The sequence below is a fragment of the Phocaeicola sp. RTP21359st1_B8_RTP21360_211022 genome, assembly GCF_040911965.1.
Taxonomy (GTDB): domain Bacteria; phylum Bacteroidota; class Bacteroidia; order Bacteroidales; family Bacteroidaceae; genus Phocaeicola; species Phocaeicola vulgatus.
In genome coordinates, this window is sequence record NZ_JBDFXP010000027.1 from 18768 (window position 1) to 35824 (window position 17057).

Annotated in this window: 12 protein-coding genes; 10 read left to right on the forward strand and 2 right to left on the reverse strand. The window is 42.5% G+C overall.

The window, feature by feature from the left end; all coding sequences use genetic code 11:
- Positions 1-19 precede the first annotated feature (19 nt).
- Positions 20-1327 carry a glutamine-hydrolyzing GMP synthase gene (guaA, locus tag AB5062_RS14195; RefSeq protein WP_005839288.1) on the forward strand — a complete coding sequence of 436 codons (1308 nt, stop codon included), beginning with the start codon at positions 20-22 and terminating at the stop codon, positions 1325-1327.
- A gap of 156 nt (positions 1328-1483) precedes the next feature.
- On the opposite strand, the gene AB5062_RS14200 is transcribed toward guaA, so the two are convergent.
- Positions 1484-2644 (reverse strand): Xaa-Pro peptidase family protein, encoded by a 1161-nt coding sequence (locus tag AB5062_RS14200; RefSeq protein ID WP_005839290.1) that lies wholly within the window; start codon positions 2642-2644, stop codon positions 1484-1486.
- Positions 2645-2877: 233 nt separating this feature from the next.
- Here AB5062_RS14200 and AB5062_RS14205 point away from each other — a divergent pair, with 233 nt between their 5' ends.
- From AB5062_RS14205 to AB5062_RS14220, 4 genes are all read left to right on the forward strand, one after another.
- Positions 2878-3183 carry a hypothetical protein gene (locus AB5062_RS14205; RefSeq protein WP_227238691.1) on the forward strand — a complete coding sequence of 102 codons (306 nt, stop codon included), beginning with the start codon at positions 2878-2880 and terminating at the stop codon, positions 3181-3183.
- A 122-nt stretch (positions 3184-3305) separates the two neighbouring features.
- Positions 3306-4457 carry an efflux RND transporter periplasmic adaptor subunit gene (locus AB5062_RS14210; protein ID WP_005851698.1) on the forward strand — a complete coding sequence of 384 codons (1152 nt, stop codon included), beginning with the start codon at positions 3306-3308 and terminating at the stop codon, positions 4455-4457.
- 12 nt (positions 4458-4469) lie between these two features.
- Positions 4470-7619: an efflux RND transporter permease subunit gene (locus AB5062_RS14215; RefSeq protein ID WP_005839296.1), complete on the forward strand. Its 3150-nt coding sequence runs from the start codon at positions 4470-4472 to the stop codon at positions 7617-7619.
- Positions 7597-9054: an efflux transporter outer membrane subunit gene (locus AB5062_RS14220; RefSeq protein ID WP_005839297.1), complete on the forward strand. Its 1458-nt coding sequence runs from the start codon at positions 7597-7599 to the stop codon at positions 9052-9054. The genes AB5062_RS14215 and AB5062_RS14220 overlap by 23 nt, the downstream gene beginning before the upstream one ends.
- An 88-nt stretch (positions 9055-9142) precedes the next feature.
- On the opposite strand, the gene AB5062_RS14225 is transcribed toward AB5062_RS14220, so the two are convergent.
- Complete coding sequence (locus AB5062_RS14225) at positions 9143-9394, reverse strand: GlsB/YeaQ/YmgE family stress response membrane protein (protein WP_005839298.1); 252 nt, start codon at positions 9392-9394, stop codon at positions 9143-9145.
- A gap of 218 nt (positions 9395-9612) precedes the next feature.
- Here AB5062_RS14225 and AB5062_RS14230 point away from each other — a divergent pair, with 218 nt between their 5' ends.
- From AB5062_RS14230 to AB5062_RS14250, 5 genes are all read left to right on the forward strand, one after another.
- Complete coding sequence (locus AB5062_RS14230; RefSeq protein ID WP_032934801.1) at positions 9613-10659, forward strand: efflux RND transporter periplasmic adaptor subunit; 1047 nt, start codon at positions 9613-9615, stop codon at positions 10657-10659.
- A 20-nt stretch (positions 10660-10679) separates the two neighbouring features.
- Positions 10680-13739, forward strand: a complete 3060-nt coding sequence (locus AB5062_RS14235; RefSeq protein ID WP_032952405.1) for an efflux RND transporter permease subunit — start codon at positions 10680-10682, stop codon at positions 13737-13739.
- Positions 13726-15015, forward strand: coding sequence for a TolC family protein (locus tag AB5062_RS14240; RefSeq protein WP_005851717.1), 1290 nt, complete (start codon positions 13726-13728; stop codon positions 15013-15015). The genes AB5062_RS14235 and AB5062_RS14240 overlap by 14 nt, the downstream gene beginning before the upstream one ends.
- Positions 15016-15155: 140 nt before the next feature.
- Positions 15156-16184 (forward strand): sensor histidine kinase, encoded by a 1029-nt coding sequence (locus tag AB5062_RS14245; RefSeq protein ID WP_005851718.1) that lies wholly within the window; start codon positions 15156-15158, stop codon positions 16182-16184.
- On the forward strand, positions 16177-16950 hold the full coding sequence (locus AB5062_RS14250; protein WP_368326905.1) for a LytR/AlgR family response regulator transcription factor: 774 nt from the start codon (positions 16177-16179) through the stop codon (positions 16948-16950). Before AB5062_RS14245 ends, AB5062_RS14250 begins: the two co-directional genes overlap by 8 nt.
- Positions 16951-17057 lie beyond the last annotated feature (107 nt).

A 17057-nucleotide genomic window follows, 5' to 3' on the forward strand; every position in this document is an offset into this window, starting at 1 on the left:
TTAAAAACAACATAACGGAATGAAACAAGATATGATTGTTATCTTGGATTTGGGAAGCACCGAAAACACCGTGCTTGCCAGAGCCATTCGTGCTTTGGGTGTATATAGTGAAATTTACCCGCACGATATCACAGCCGCCGAGCTGACAGCATTGCCCAATGTAAAGGGTGTCATTATCAATGGCGGTCCCAACCATGTAATTGACGGAGTGGATATTGACGTGCTTCCCGAGATTTACAAAGCAGGGATCCCCGTAATGGCTGCCGGTCATGACAAAGCATGTTGCGAAGTGAAGCTTCCCCAACTGACGGATGATGTGGAAGCAATAAAGAATGCTGTACAATCGTTTGTTTTTGATACCTGCAAGGCAGAGGCTAACTGGAATATGACAAACTTTGTCAATGACCAGATTGAATTGATCCGCCGCCAGGTAGGCGACAAGAAAGTATTATTGGCACTTTCCGGAGGTGTAGACAGTTCTGTAGTAGCAGCTCTGTTGCTGAAAGCCATCGGCAATAATCTGGTCTGCGTACATGTGAACCATGGATTAATGCGCAAAGGTGAATCGGAAGCAGTAATTGAAGTTTTCAAAAATCAGTTGAACGCTAATTTGATTTACGTGGATGCTACAGACCGTTTCCTGAGTAAACTGGAAAATGTAACTGATCCGGAGCAGAAACGCAAGATTATCGGTGGTGAATTTATTCGTGTGTTCGAAGAGGAAGCCCGTAAGCTAAATGGAATCGACTTTTTGGGACAAGGTACAATTTATCCTGATATCGTAGAAAGTGGTACTAAAACAGCCAAAATGGTTAAATCCCATCACAATGTAGGTGGCTTACCCGAGGATTTACAGTTTGAATTAGTAGAACCTTTACGCCAGTTGTTCAAAGACGAAGTCCGTGCCTGCGGAGTGGAACTTGGTTTACCATACGACATGGTCTACCGTCAGCCGTTCCCTGGTCCTGGTTTGGGAGTGCGCTGTTTGGGGGCTATCACTCGTGACCGCTTGGAAGCTGTTCGCGAATCGGACGCCATCTTGCGTGAAGAATTCCAACTGGCAGGCTTGGACAAGAAAGTATGGCAATATTTCACCGTAGTACCCGATTTCAAATCAGTAGGCGTGCGTGACAATGCCCGTTCATTTGACTGGCCTGTTATTATCCGAGCTGTCAACACCGTAGATGCTATGACAGCTACTATCGAACCGATAGACTGGTCCATTCTGATGAAAATTACCGACCGTATTCTAAAAGAAGTAAAGAATGTGAACCGCGTATGCTATGACCTGTCGCCCAAACCCAATGCGACCATTGAGTGGGAATAAAAAATATACTTCAAACCATGTAAGATCCCGAAACTAAAAGTTTCGGGATCTTTTTTATATTCAAGTTCTTCACTTTGCCCCCAATGACACTAGAACAAGAACCATAAAATTTTTCGTTTTTTTGATATTTCCGCTTCAATATTTACATCCAAGGAATCAAAGCTCTATAATCTCCTCATTACAAATGGTCAGTTTGCCGGCTCCGTTTTCTGTAACTACCCAAGAATTTTCAATGCCGACCGGTCCTACTCCCGGCAATACGATTTTAGGTTCAAGGGCAAACACCATTCCCTCTTCCAACTCCCTCCGGATACGCGGAGCCAACACTGGTGCCTCATTGATTTCCAACCCGATGCCGTGTCCTATAAAACGTGCCTGTTGGGACACCCCCATAAAACGATCGGCAAATCCGGCTTTCGTCACGATCTCAATGGCCGCATTATAAAGATCCTCGCACACCACACCAGGCGCCGTCATAGAGGCAACCTTATCCTGCACTTCAAGACAGACTTGATGAGCTGCATAAGCCTCATCATTTAATTTTCCAATGGAGAACACACGACTCATATCGCACATATATCCGTAAAAGTTTCCCCCTATATCCACCATTACACTATACCCCTCTTTCAACAAAGTTCCATTCATTCCTCCGGGCAAAGACGGGTCCAATCCCTTACCACCTAAGGCAAAATCATAAGGCGAAGGAGTAGCTGCATTATCTCCGGCCAACACACTTCCCATAAATATCTCCATACTCTGACCAAATACTCTGAATATTCCCAGACAACCTTCCAGTCGCATCAGGCGTTCCACCTCAACAGATAGTTCACGATCAGTCATCCCCGGATGGTATACATCGGGAATCTTACTATATGCTCGAGCATGTAAAGCAGCCGACCGACGAAAAAGTTCAATCTCCAGCGGAGTCTTTACGCTACGCGCTTCACGAATAATAGCAGTTCCATCCACTACCTCCGATTCAGGAAAAAGAGATGCAAGACGCATATAGTCCGCATAAGGCAGTTCCCCGCCTTCCAACATTATCTTTGAAGCTACAGGTATACCATTTTCTTTTAACAAGTCCACTATCTGCTCAGGTTTACGAATAGGGAATACAAATTCTCCCACAATATTATTAGGACGTTTTACAAAGAGAAGTGCCGGTGAATGAAGCGGTAAATAAAGATAGCCGTTCACTATCTCACCATACGTATAAAGCAAATTTACATTACAAGCTATCAGGGCAGCATCAATGCCTTGTTGAGCCATTAAATAGCGTATTTTATCTCGACGAAATTTCAATTCGGGTTGTAACATAAGTAATATTATCTGATTATTTAAAATACTGAGTACAAAAATAACAGATTTCAGTCAGTATAAAGGATAGTAGTTCCAAAAAAGAGAAAGGATATATTAAAACTCACTAATTTTGGATGATTAGTTTGAAAACAGTGTTCAATTATATTAAATTTGCAAACGAATTGACAAACAAAGTATCTTTCATGTTCAACGGTATCAAAAAATATGTGGTAAGAATAGTATGCGTAATTATGTTATTACTCGTACAATTTGATGTATGCGCTCCACTGATTGATGCCAATCTGGCTATGGTAGAAACGATGGAACAACCCACCCTGCCTTCTGACAACAATGAAGAAAACAGAGGAGAAGAAACTTATTATTTCCAGTCGGGACGTGCACAACTGCCAAACAGTCGTTTTTTACCCTGCACTATCGACATGCTGGTCAATCTTTTTGCTATTCCCCAAGTTCCGGTACAAAGTTACACACCTGTCAGTGAAAATCCGGGGAAAGTGGTACATCATCACATTATCTTTTGTGTGTACCGCATTTAATATGTCACATTAAAGCATATTCATACATATTGGCCTTGTATTCTGAAAGATTTGAATGCAAGCCGGATCTTTTATTTACTCAAACTCAATTATTAATCTTTTTAAATTGTATTCGTAATTTCATGAAGAGTAATTTTCAGAAAATTGCGGTCCTGTGTACATGCACAGGATTGCTATGCTCTTGTGGTCAATCGGACAACAAGCAGGAACATCACAAAGAATTCATTCCCATCACCATTCTTCACCCCACAACCATTGAGTTTCCACGCTCATATGTAGCTGATGTGCAAGCTATACAGTTTGTAGAAATTAAGCCCAAAGTGGAAGGATTTGTTCAACAAATATATGTAGACGAAGGACAGAAAGTCAAAAAAGGACAGCCCCTATTCCAACTCAGTTCCGACCAATATAGCGAAACGGTAAAAGAGGCGCAAGCCAATTACAAACAAGCACAGGCACAATATGAAATGGCAAATTATGAAGCCGAAAGAATAGGCCGGCTGGTTGACAAACAAATCTTATCAAAAATCCGACTCGACCAAGCCAATAAAGAAAAAGAAGTAGCCCAAATGAAAGTGGAACAGGCAAAAGCACAAATGCAACGTTCACAGATGGATTATTCTTACACTACTATCACTGCCCCTTTTGACGGCTACATAGACCGTATTCCTTATAAGACGGGAAGTCTGGTAAATCCGCAAAGCTTACTGACTACCGTAAGTGATATTTCCGAGATCTTTGCTTACTATAAAGTGAACGAAAGCGAGTATCTGGAATACAAGCGCCAACAACTTAGCGGACAAAAACAGCACGAAGAAAATAATGTGGAACTGATTTTGTCAGACGGTTCCATCTACTCCCACAAAGGCACATTAGAAACAGTAGAAGGTGACTTTGAACGAGGAACCGGCTCCATTGCCTTCCGTGTCCGTTTTCCGAACCCGGACGGACTGCTGAAACATGGAGTGACTGGAAAAGTACGTATGATGACCCAAATGGACAACATCTGCCTAGTTCCCCAGAAATCAACATTCGAAATTCAAGATTTCACCTATGTATATACCGTTGATAGTGCCAGTGTAGTAAAAGTACGCAGCTTCCAACCGCTGGAACGCTATAATAATTACTATGTGACACAAGACTTCTCTCCTAACACTGCCATCGTATACGAGGGAGTGCAAATGATGAAAGATGGCATTACCATCAAGACTGATACCATTGATATGGAAGCAATCAGAAAAGAAGTTGAATTAAAACAACCTATCGTAAAATAAAACGGACAGTTTATGTTTAAGCTATTTATAAAAAGACCGATACTTTCAGGAGTAATCTCCGTCATTATCGTCTGCTTGGGCGTACTGTCTATTTTGACACTGCCCATCACTCAGTTTCCCGATATCGTACCCCCATCTGTAACGGTAACCGCCCGATACACCGGGGCTAGTGCCGATGTGATGTCTAAAACAGTCGCCACCCCGTTAGAGCGTGCCATCAACGGAGTACCCGGCATGACCTACATGACCACTGTTTGTACCAACGACGGTATGTCCCTTACTACTATCTATTTTAAAGTGGGAACCGATCCGGACGTAGCTGCCGTAAATGTACAGAACCGTGTGACTACCGTACTAGACGAATTGCCTGAAGAAGTAATCCGTGCCGGAGTTATTACAGAAAAAGAAGTAAACAGTATGTTGATGTACTTGAACATCATGAGTACGGACAGTGCACATACCGAAAAGTTTGTTTATAACTTTGCCGATATCAATATTTTGCGCGAATTAAAACGTATTGACGGTGTAGGCTTGGTAGAAATCATGGGTAGCCGTGATTATGCCATGCGTGTATGGTTGAATCCTAATCGGCTGGCCGCCTACAACATGGTACCTCAAGATGTAACTGAAGCCATCCGTAATCAAAACATAGAAGCAGCACCCGGCAAGACAGGTATCAGTTCAGACAAATTACCCCAACAACTGCAATATGTATTACAATATACCGGAAAGTTCAGCACAGCAGAAGAATATGGAGAGATTGTATTGAAAGCTCTTCCCGATGGTTCACTGCTACGTCTGAAAGACGTTGCCACTATTGAATTCGATTCTGAAGATTATAACATGACCTCTATGACCGACGGAAGGCCATCGGCATCTATTATGATCAAACAACGCCCCGGCTCCAATGCAAGGGAAGTCATCCAAAATATTAAAACCAAAATGGCAGAAATCAAAGAAAGCAGTTTTGCGCCTGGCATGGATTACAATATCTCCTATGACGTATCACGCTTTCTTGACGCCTCCATACAGTCAGTGCTGAAGACACTGCTCGAAGCATTCATACTGGTATTTATTGTGGTGTATATATTTTTACAAGATTTCCGTTCCACCTTAATTCCGGCTATCGCCGTACCAGTTTCATTGGTCGGTACATTCTTTTTTATGGAAATGCTGGGCTTCTCCATAAATATGTTGACCTTATTCGCCCTTGTGCTCGCAATAGGTATTGTAGTAGACAACGCAATAGTCGTCGTAGAGGCTGTCCATGTAAAGATGCATCATGAGAAACTCTCTCCTTATAAAGCATCTGTAGCAGCTATTAATGAAATCGGTGGAGCCATTATTGCCATCACGCTAGTCATGTCGGCAGTCTTTGTTCCGGTGGGCTTCATGCAGGGAACTGTAGGTATTTTCTATCGGCAATTCTCATTGACACTGGCGGTAGCCATTGTTATCTCAGGAATAAACGCATTGACCCTCTCGCCTGCCCTATGTGCTTTGTTACTGAAACCCGCTGATGGAAAAAAGAAGAAAAAAGCAGGATGGCTACGTCGTTTCTTTATTTTTTTCAACCGCCGGTACGACCGCTTTGAAAAGAAATACAATATCGGATTACACAAGTATTTGAGCCGGAAAATAATCACTTATGCCACACTGATTATTTTCTTCCTTGCCACTTTCGGCATGAGCCAGGTACTTCCTTCAGGCTTTATTCCCAATGAAGACCAAGGTATGATTTATGTCAATGTAGATGCGCCTCCGGGAGCAACATTGGAACGCAGCGAAAAAGCCTTGAACGCTGTACAAGCTGCATTGCTTCCTTTCAAAGAAATTGAAAGCATCTCCACATTAGCAGGTTATAGTTTGATGACTGAAACGGAAGGTGCCAATTTCGGTATGGGTATGATTAATCTCACCCCGTGGAGTGAACGCGATCAAACAGCAGCCGAACTTATAGAGATATACAAAGACCGCACCTCGCATATCAAAGATGCGGATATTCAGTTCTTCCTGCCTCCTACAGTTCCGGGATTCGGTAATGCCAGCGGCTTCGAACTTCGTTTACAAGATAAAACAGCAGGCAGCTTTGCAGAATTTGCCGATGTTGCCAATACATTAGTAGAAAAACTGAATGAAGATCCGCGCATTGTGGGAGCAACCTCAGGATTCAATCCTAATTTTCCACAATATCTGCTGAAAGTGGATATTGCTAAAGCAGCTAAATTAGGAGTAAATCTAAATGAATCCATGGAAACACTCCAATCCTATATCGGCAGTTTCTACTCATCCAACTTTATTCGTTTCGGACAAATGTATAAGGTGATGTTACAGGCTTCTCCAGAGTATCGTATGAATCCTGAAGATCTGTATAAGTTCTATGCCAAGAACAAGGACGGGAATATGGTACCCTACTCTAACTTTATGACGATGGACCGTATATTCGGTCCTAACCAGATTACACGCTACAATATGTTCACCTCGGCCTTGATTACAGGTGAACCTGCCGAAGGAGTCAGTTCAGGAGAGGTTATCGAAGCAGTGGAACAAATTGCCAAAGAGACATTACCTCGCGGTTATGATATAGAATGGTCAGGAGTTACTCGTGAAGAGAAAGATTCGGGTGGACAAACCGTTCTTATTTTCGGTATCTGCCTGCTGTTTGTTTATTTGTTGCTGGCAGCACAATACGAGAGTCTGTTACTGCCTTTTCCCGTCATACTTTCATTGCCGGCAGGTATCTTCGGTTCTTATTTTTTCCTGCAACTGGCAGGCTTGGAAAATAATATTTATGCCCAGGTAGCCTTGGTAATGTTGATTGGTCTGCTAGGCAAAAATGCCATTCTTATTGTGGAAATGGCCAACCAGTACCGCAAACAGGGAATGAGCATCTTTGATGCTGCCGTTAGAGGTTCCGTAAGCCGTCTGCGCCCCATCCTGATGACATCCTTTGCATTTATATGCGGACTAATCCCGTTGGTAATGGCAAGCGGAGCCGGTGCTTTGGGCAACCGTTCCATCGGAACAGCTGCCGCCGGAGGTATGTTTATCGGTACATTCGTAGGAATCTTCCTTGTACCTGGACTTTACCTTGTTTTCGAGAGTTGGTCTGCACATCTTAACCGTAATAAAGTCAGCTATGATGAAGAAGATGAAAAATAACAATATAAACAAAACAGGTTTAATAATAGGAGCTTTCTGTCTGATTATGGTAAGTTGCAAAGCCCCTTCCCTTACTCCGACAGAAAAGATAGAGTTACCCGAGTTCTATATGGATAGGGAAACGGACAGCACTACTATCTCTTCCATGTCATGGAAAACATTTTTTCCAGATACGTTATTGCAAAGTTATATAGCCGAAGCGTTAAATAACAATCATTCATTCCTTCAAACTATAGAACGGATATCCATTGCCCGTTCACAAGTTCGAGTAGGAAAAGGAGCGCTGCTGCCCGATCTTTCATTAGGCATTGATGGTGGAGTACAACGTTTTGGCGAGTACACTATGGACGGAGTTGGTAACAGCACCACCAACACTCCCGATTTAGAAAAAGACAAACATATTCCAGATCCCTACCGGAATTTCAACCTAGGACTCAATTTTCAATGGGAAGCTGACATATGGGGTAAGCTAACCGATAAAAAACGATCGGCCGTATCCCGCTGGATGCAGTCTGTAGAAGCTATGCGTCTGGCACGCACCTTATTGATATCAGAAGTAGGTACACACTATTTTGAATTAATAGGACTGGATAAACAGCGATATGTGCTACGCGAAGCCATCCTAACAGCCAGAGATGCTTATAATTTAACCGATGAACTGATGAAAGAAGGTGAAGTAACCCGACTTTCTGTAGACCAATTCCGGTCACGACGCCTTAAATTGGAAGAAATGCTGCTTGCAAACGAACAGCAAATAAGTGAAAAGGAACGTGCCATCGCCACCTTATTAGGACGACTGCCTTTCAAGGTGAAACGAGTGTCATTTGAAACTGCATGTAGTTATGAGTTTCCCACAGATGCAGGAATCCCGTCACAACTTTTGCAATATCGCCCGGATATAAAGGCTGCCGAACTGGAGTTATTAGCTAGTAAATCCGACGTATCTGCAGCGCGAAAAGCTTTCTTCCCATCCATCGTGATTGGAGGAAACGGAGGTTTTAACGCATTTGATCTGGATAAATGGTTTACTGCTCCTGCATCCCTGGTTTACAATCTCGGTGCAGGTATCACAGCACCTATATTCAAACAAAATACTATACGTGCATTATGGAATGATGCGAAAAGCCAGCAACGCATCGCTTTGTTAGGATATCACGATACGGTATTAAAAGCCTATGAAGAAGTATTAAACCTCATTACTGCATCATCGCAAATGCACCAGCGCAAAAAGTTGAAAGAAGAAGAAAGCCGTATCCATCATCGATCTATTTATAATGCAAATGAAATGTTTAAAGTAGGATTCGCAGGCTATCTGGATGTACTGTCGGCCGATGAACGTTTCCTGGATTGTGAATTGGAACGTATCGCTCTGAATGTGGAATCTTGTAAACTGCATATCATGCTTTACCGTGCCTTAGGAGGTGGAAGCAATTAGTTAATATACTTATATTTTTTGATTTGTTTGGTTAGGAACCGCCCCCGGCAAGCGTGTCGTCAGGACGGTTCTTTTTTACTCTTATAATTCAAGAAATATCAGACCTCTTGAGCAAAGAAACAATCCACAACAATAATATAGCTCCCACAATAGAGGTAACAAGACTGCCAATAATACCAGTTGCTGCAATACCAAACAAACTGAATACCCAGCCGCCCAGGACACCACCAACAATACCAACCAATAAATTAATAAAGAGACCGAAACCTCCCCCTCTCATCAACTTACCGGCAACAAAACCAGCAATAATTCCGATAATAATGTACCAAATAAAATACATACGCTTTATTCTTTAGAGTTTATAGTTAATCATCTTACTGATAAAAACAGCTATTCTGTATAAAAAGTTGCCTGAATAAATCTTTTTTTACTTCATAGATAAAATTATTCAGGATGCATTTTCCCTTTTTCCGGTCTTCTTTTTCCGGCTTCAGCATTTTCTTCCCCATCTGTTCTCCCTTCAATCTTTATTTTTGTTTCAAACTTAAAAGACAAAATATGAAGATAAACGTACATTCCATGCTATTATTAAGCCTTGCCGCACTACTTTCTTCCTGTGCTGCCGAAGGCAATGATAAAAAACAAGACCTTATTGTAAAAACAACACAAGCTGTTCCAGTTTCACATCAGGGTGACAAAGAATTCTCTTTTATTGCCCGACCTTTTCGCACTTCCGAGTTATCTTTCCGAGTAGGCGGTCCCATCGACCGTTTCGATGTATACGCAGGTAACCGATACCAACAAGGCAGCATCATAGCCGAAATAGATCCGCGCGATTTCCGCATCCGTAAAGAACGTGCCGAAGCAATCTACCATCAGGCAAAAGCGGAATTCGAACGTATACAAAAGTTATACGACAAAGGAAATGTTTCTGCAAGTACTTATGAAAAAGCAAAAGCAGACTATATCACTGCAAAAACAACTTTCAATACAGCTTCCTATGAACTGGAAGACACACGCCTTATCGCTCCATTCAATGGTTATGTGGGTGAAGTATATATAGAGAAATTTCAAGATGTGAAAGCAACCCAGCCCATCATTTCTTTTATTGATATAGACCAACTTAAACTGGAGATTTATGTCACTCAAGACATTGCCCGTGCAGCGCAAGCACTAGATACAATACAAGTACGATTTGACGCCCAACCCGATAAAGTATATAATGCTAAGATAATGGAAATTTCCAAAGGGACTACCCGCAATAACCTCTCTTATCTGCTGACCGCTCTACTTCCCAATAAAGAAGGGAAATTACTGGCAGGTATGTCTGGTAAAGCAAGCCTAAATGCCCCTTCCGTTTCAACTCTTTCCCAAGGAGCAGCCATCCCTCAAACAGCCCTTTGCCATCGCCCTACAGAAGGAGATTATTTATGGGTAGTAAATTCCAAAACCCAACAAGTAACTAAGAGAAAAGTAAAGAAAGGGGATCTATTGCCAAACGGTTATGTATCTATCACCGAAGGCTTGTATCCTGATGAAACTGTAGCAAACAGTGGGCTCCGCTTCCTATCGGATGGAATGAAAATAAGTGTAGAAAACGAATAATATCACAGAAATAAACAATCATGAAACTCGTAAAATATTTTCTACAGAAGAAAGCAGTCACTATCTTGCTGTTGGTATTGATATTGGCCGGTGGGCTGTTCTCCTATATCAAAATGGGAAAACTGGAAGACGCCCCCTTTACCATCAAACAAGCACTCGTACTGACTCCGTATCCCGGAGCATCCCCCTCCGAGGTACAATCTCAAGTAACAGATGTTCTGGAAGAATCCATCCAATCTCTTGGTGAACTTTATTATCTGAAAACAGAAAACCGAACAGGACTTTCAAAAATAACCGTTTATGTAAAAAAGGAAATCCGGGCAGACGAAATGCAACAACTTTGGGACAAATTACGCCGTAAAGTAAATGATGTACAAAGCAAACTCCCCGCCGGAGCAGGTCCATCTGTTGTTAACGATGATTTTGGAGATGTATTGGGAGTTTTCTATGGACTGACTGGAAAGAGCCATACCTATCGGGAACTGGAAGACGAAGCCAAGATTATCAAAAACGAACTATTGAAAATAAAAGATGTTGCTAAAATAGAAATCTACGGAATACAGACACCTACCATTGACGTATCTGTCAGCCCATCCGTCATGGCACAAAGCGGAATTACGACCTCGGATATAGCCCGCGCTTTCGAAGCACAAAACAAAGTGGTAGATGCCGGAGGTATTGATGCCGGACAAAATCGGCTGCGCATTGAATCCACTGGAAATTTTTATTCATTAGATGATATAAGAAACCTGACTATCGTATCACGCTCCGGTGAACATTTCCGCCTTGCCGACATTGCACAAATAGAAGAAAGTTATCAGACACCTGCCAGCAATCTGATGCGCATTGACGGTAATCCGGCCATAGGTATTGCCATCTCCACCGTCCCCACCGGAAATGTAGTGGATATGGCAGAAGCTGTGAAAAAACGCATTGACGAATTATCCCAATCCATGCCTGAAGGATATGAACTGACCTCTATCTACGATCAAGGATATGAATCAGCCGTTGCCAATCAAGGCTTTGTCTTGAATCTCATCATTTCCGTTTTAACTGTTATAGCCATTCTATTATTTTTCATCGGGTTCAAGAATGGCACGCTGATAGGTAGCGGACTGATTTTTTCCATCTTCGCCACTCTCATTGTCATGATGGCTTGCGGCATCGCACTCCAGCGAATGTCACTGGCCGCCATCATTATCGCCATGGGGATGTTGGTAGACAATGCCATTGTTGTGTCAGACTCCGCTTTAATCAATATGGAGCGTGGAATGCGGAAACGTGTAGCCATCATGCAGGCTTGCTCGACTACCGCCCTGCCCTTGTTGGCAGCAACCGTAATCGCTATTCTTACTTTCCTTCCTATCTATTATTCACCACATATCACAGGTGAACTGTTATCCTCATTAGTCGTGGTTATCGGAGTATCCCTGATGTTCAGCTGGGTGTTCGCACTGACACAGACACCTTTCTTTATACAGGAATTTGTCCGCCGCCCACGTCCCGAGGAACTGAAAGCGGCACTGTTCGACGGAAAATATTACAACCGTTTCCGCAATGCTTTACATTGGGTGCTCCGCCACCGGTCGGTCACCATCGGCTCACTGGCCATTATGCTGATACTCTCTGCCTGGAGTTTCAAATTTATTCCTAAAGTATTCGTACCCGCACTGGAAAAACAATACTTTACCGTAGATATGTGGCTGCCCGAAGGAACAAACATTAACGAAACAGACCGCATGGCAAGCAGTCTGGCAGACTATATACGCGGACACGAAGAAACAGAAATGGTTTCTACCTACATAGGTCGCACGCCACCCCGCTATTATTTATCCAATGTATCTTTCGGTCCTCAATCCAATTATGCACAAATACTGGTAAAATGCAAGACCTCCAAAGATTCAAAGGAATTACATGCGCTACTGCAAGACTCCATCCGCCAGAAATATCCCGAACCCCTGATAAAAGTGAACAAATTCGAGCTTAGCCCTTTGACAGAAGCCGTCATCGAAGCCCGTTTTCTAGGACCGGATCCTGCTGTACTAGATTCACTGGCAGGGAAAGCAATAGAAATCATGCGCCGCAATCCCAAAGTAGCGGACGCCCGCAACGAATGGGGCAACATGAGTTTAATGATCCGCCCTGTTTACGATCCGGTAAAAGCCGGAGCACTAGGTATCACCAAAGCACAAATGATGCAATCCGTCAAGTCTATCAGTGATGGAACTCCTGTAGGAATTTATCGGGATAATGAAAAGAAAGTACCTGTATTACTAAAATCGGAAGGGGTTCATATTACAGACGAGCGATCTTTAGGGGATTTCTCTGTTTGGAACGGGGAGCATTCGGCACCTCTGTCACAAATAACGGAAAAAATTGAAACCACTTGGGAATTTCCGCAAATACGTACTTATAACCGTCAGTTATCCATGGCAGCCATGTGTGGAGTAAAACCGGGACACACCATGGCGGAAGTACACGGAGAAATACGAAAAGAGATAGAAGAAATAGAATTGCCCGAAGGATATACCTTCTTCTGGGATGCCCAATACAAAGACCAAGGCGAAGCGATGCAGGCCATTGCCAAGTTCTTTCCTTTGGCTTTTCTGATGCTCATTGTAATTCTTGTAGCATTATTCGGTAACTTCAGACAACCGGTCATTATCCTGTGTATCCTTCCCCTTTCCCTTATCGGGGTTGCCATAGGTATGCTGCTCACCGGATTCGATTTCGGCTTCTTCCCCATCGCCGGATGGCTGGGATTATTAGGTATGATTATTAAAAATGTGATTGTGTTACTGGATGAAATAAATATACAGCGCCGAAATGGAATCGCACCTTATACCGCCATCATAGAAGCTACAGTGTCAAGAACAAGACCTGTACTTATGGCAGCGACCACTACTATTTTAGGAATGGTTCCGTTATTGTTCGATATAGCATTCGGCGGTATGGCAGCCACTATTATTTTCGGACTGACGTTTGCCACATTGCTAACGTTATTCGTAACCCCGGCATTATATGCCATGTTTTATAAAATTAAGAGTAATTCTAAATATGCATCCTATGAAAAGAATTAATATACTGTTTATCTTTATTTTTAGTGTTCCGTCCGCTACTTTCTCCCAACAAAGTGATTTATTGGAAAAGTACAGGTCGATGGCTGTGGAATACAACCACGACCTGAAGGCGGCGGATAAACACATCTCTGCAAGTATCGAACTGGAAAAAGCCGCCCGAAAAGATTTGCGTCCCAAACTTTCGGGTGACGCCAACTTTCAATATACCGGCAACCCCATCCAGCTCACTCTGGACTTGCCCAGTATGCAAAACCCACTGACGTTCGAAGGCAAGGACATGAAATATGGTGCCTCACTTACCCTATTACAGCCGGTCTATACAGGCGGGCGTCTGCTGGAAACCATCCGGATGGCAAAACATCAACATAGTCTGGCAGCACATCAGGCGGAATACTTTCGTTCCGCCCTGTGCTACCAAACCGATATGCAATACTGGAATACCGTAGCCCGTGCCGAACTTCTGCAAGTTGCTACCGACTATCGAAACTCTATCGCCTCACTCACCAAAACTATCCGTGAGCGAGTCGAAGCAGGACTAGTTGACCCGCAAGACTTACTTATGGCAGAAGTAAAACTAAATGAAGCCGAATACCAATTGCTCCAAGCAAAAAGCAGTTTGGAAACAGGAAGAATGGCACTTAATTCACTGATTGGCACGGCACTTCATGAAATAACGGAAGTGGAAGATACCATTCCTTCCATCGTAATGAATGAGCAGTTATGGAAGCAAGACGGTTCTAACCGACCGGAACTAAAAATAGCATACGACCAAATAGGCATAGCCGAAAGCTCAAAGAAACTGACTGACTCAAAATATAAACCGCAACTGTATGTCGGCATAGAAGGAAGTTACTCTTCACCAGGATATAACTTTAAATCCGACCTTGATCCCAACTATGCCGTTTATGCTAAGTTATCTGTACCTATTTTTGAATGGGGGAAACGACGCAACGAAAAACGGGCAGCCTCTTTCCAGATCGGTGCCGCGACTGATAATCTGCACCAAGTAAGTGACCATGTAAATCTGGAAGTGCAGACAGCCCGTGTATCCTTGTCTCAAGCAATGGAACAAGTACAATTAACTAGAAACTCATTGGAAAAAGCCCGCAAAAACGAACAAATGGCATTGGAAAGATATACAGAAGGGAAAGTATCAATAGTGGAAATGATAGAGGCACAAAACTATCGGCAGATTTCACAAACCAACTATGTACAAGCCAAAGTTTCTGCACAAGGACACTATTCCGCATTGCTGAAAGCTTTAAACAAATATTAGATAAAACCAACCATCATGAAAAGCATATTCTTCCATTCACCAAGGAACGGAATTTATCCGTACCTATAGTGAATGGAAAATATTAATTTAACACCTCTCCAGTCTATGATTATTCTGTAAAATATTGTAGCTTTGTTCACATGAAATGGAATGTTACATTATATGGCCTTTTATTCTCCGGACTAGGAGCATTTTCCTATCTTCTTCTAGCCAATTATTCCGATTTGTCACCCCATGTGGCAGATATGCTATTTTCCAAAGGTGCTTTTATCTTCTTCATCACAGCCTTCAATATTCTTGGCTACTCAACGTTGCGGCTCAGTTCCTGGCTAAACAGTCAATATGCATTGAATATCCGCAAACGTTGGAAAATTATTACCATTTATATAGCCGTAACTCTTCTGTTCTTTCTTTTGAATTATAGTTTATTGATTGTCGGAAAACTTCTGGTAGGTTCCTACAACATATTTATTTTCCCAAATGGCGGCTGGCGCATCCTCTTTCTGGTATGGTTGGTGGAGTTAGTTATTGTAGGACTACTTTTATCTAACCGTTCTATTCAGAACACATTAAAACTGCAACAAGAAGCTGCCGAACTTCAAAAAGAAAATAACACAGCCCGTTACACCGCCCTGCAAAACCAACTCAATCCACACTTTCTGTTCAACAGTCTTAACACGCTGATTGCAGAAATAGAATACAATCCCGCCAATGCAGTCCGCTTCACTAAACATCTGTCCAGCGTTTACCGCTATGTCCTTCAAAGTCAAGATAAAGTCTTGGTACCTTTAAGCGAAGAATTGGAATTTATGAAATCCTACCTCTTTCTTCACGAAGTCCGATTAGGAAATTGCATCAGTTACAAATGTCATCTTCCCGAAGACTATCCTGAAGCCATGCTCCCGCCACTAACTTTGCAACTGCTGGTAGAAAATGTCATCAAGCATAATTCCATCACCTCAAACAAGCCTATGCAAATTAATATAGAAATTGAAAATTATTACCTGACAGTAAGTAACCCTATCCAACCTAAAAAGAGTAATGACACCTCTTCGGGAGTAGGATTGAATAATCTTTCCAACCGTTGCAAACTACTGCTCGGCGAAGGAATCATTGTCACTAAAGCAAACAATTTGTTTACCGTAAAAGTACCTTTAGCATATGAATAAACTAAACGCAATCATTATAGAAGATGAAGTGCCAGCAGCACGTTTGTTACATTCCATGATTACCCGTCTGCGCCCGCAATGGACACTGACCATTATACCAGGCAGTGTGGACGAAGCTGTGGCTTGGTTTAAAGATAATCCACAACCCGACCTGATCTTCCTCGATATCCAATTGGCAGATGGAAACGCATTCGATTTCCTTTCGGCCGTGCATCCTTCCTCTATAATTATTTTTACAACTGCCTACGACCAATATGCCATCCGCGCATTTACAGTAAATAGCATAGATTATATACTGAAACCCATCGACGAAACACGTCTGCTCGATGCCATCATCAAATACGAAACTTTACAAAACAAAGGAATCTCCCGCCCCCAAAAATATCTGGATACATTGCTGGATACCCTGCAACATAAAGAAAGACGTTACCGTACACGCTTCCTTATTTATGGAGCCGACCGTTTCTGGTCTCTTCAAGTAACGGACATAGCCTATTTCTATTCTGAAAATAAAATAACTTTTGCCGTCACCCAAAAAGGACAAGAACACATAATCGACCTGTCTCTGAATAAATTAATGGAACAGTTGGACCCAGAACAGTTCTTTCGCGCCAACCGTCAGATTATTATCAGCATTGCTTCCATAGACCATGCCGAACCTTATTTTAATGGCAAGATAGTAGTCAGTGTCCTTCCTCCTTACAAAGCCCAAATCACCATCAGTGAAGAAAAACTTTCTTCATTCAAGCTTTGGCTTAATTATTAAGAAATGAAAAAGGAAGATTAAGCACTTACTAATCGGTAAACATGATAGCCTCAATGCATATACCTTGTTTATTGATAACACACTCTATAGTCGCTGCCGGAAGCCGG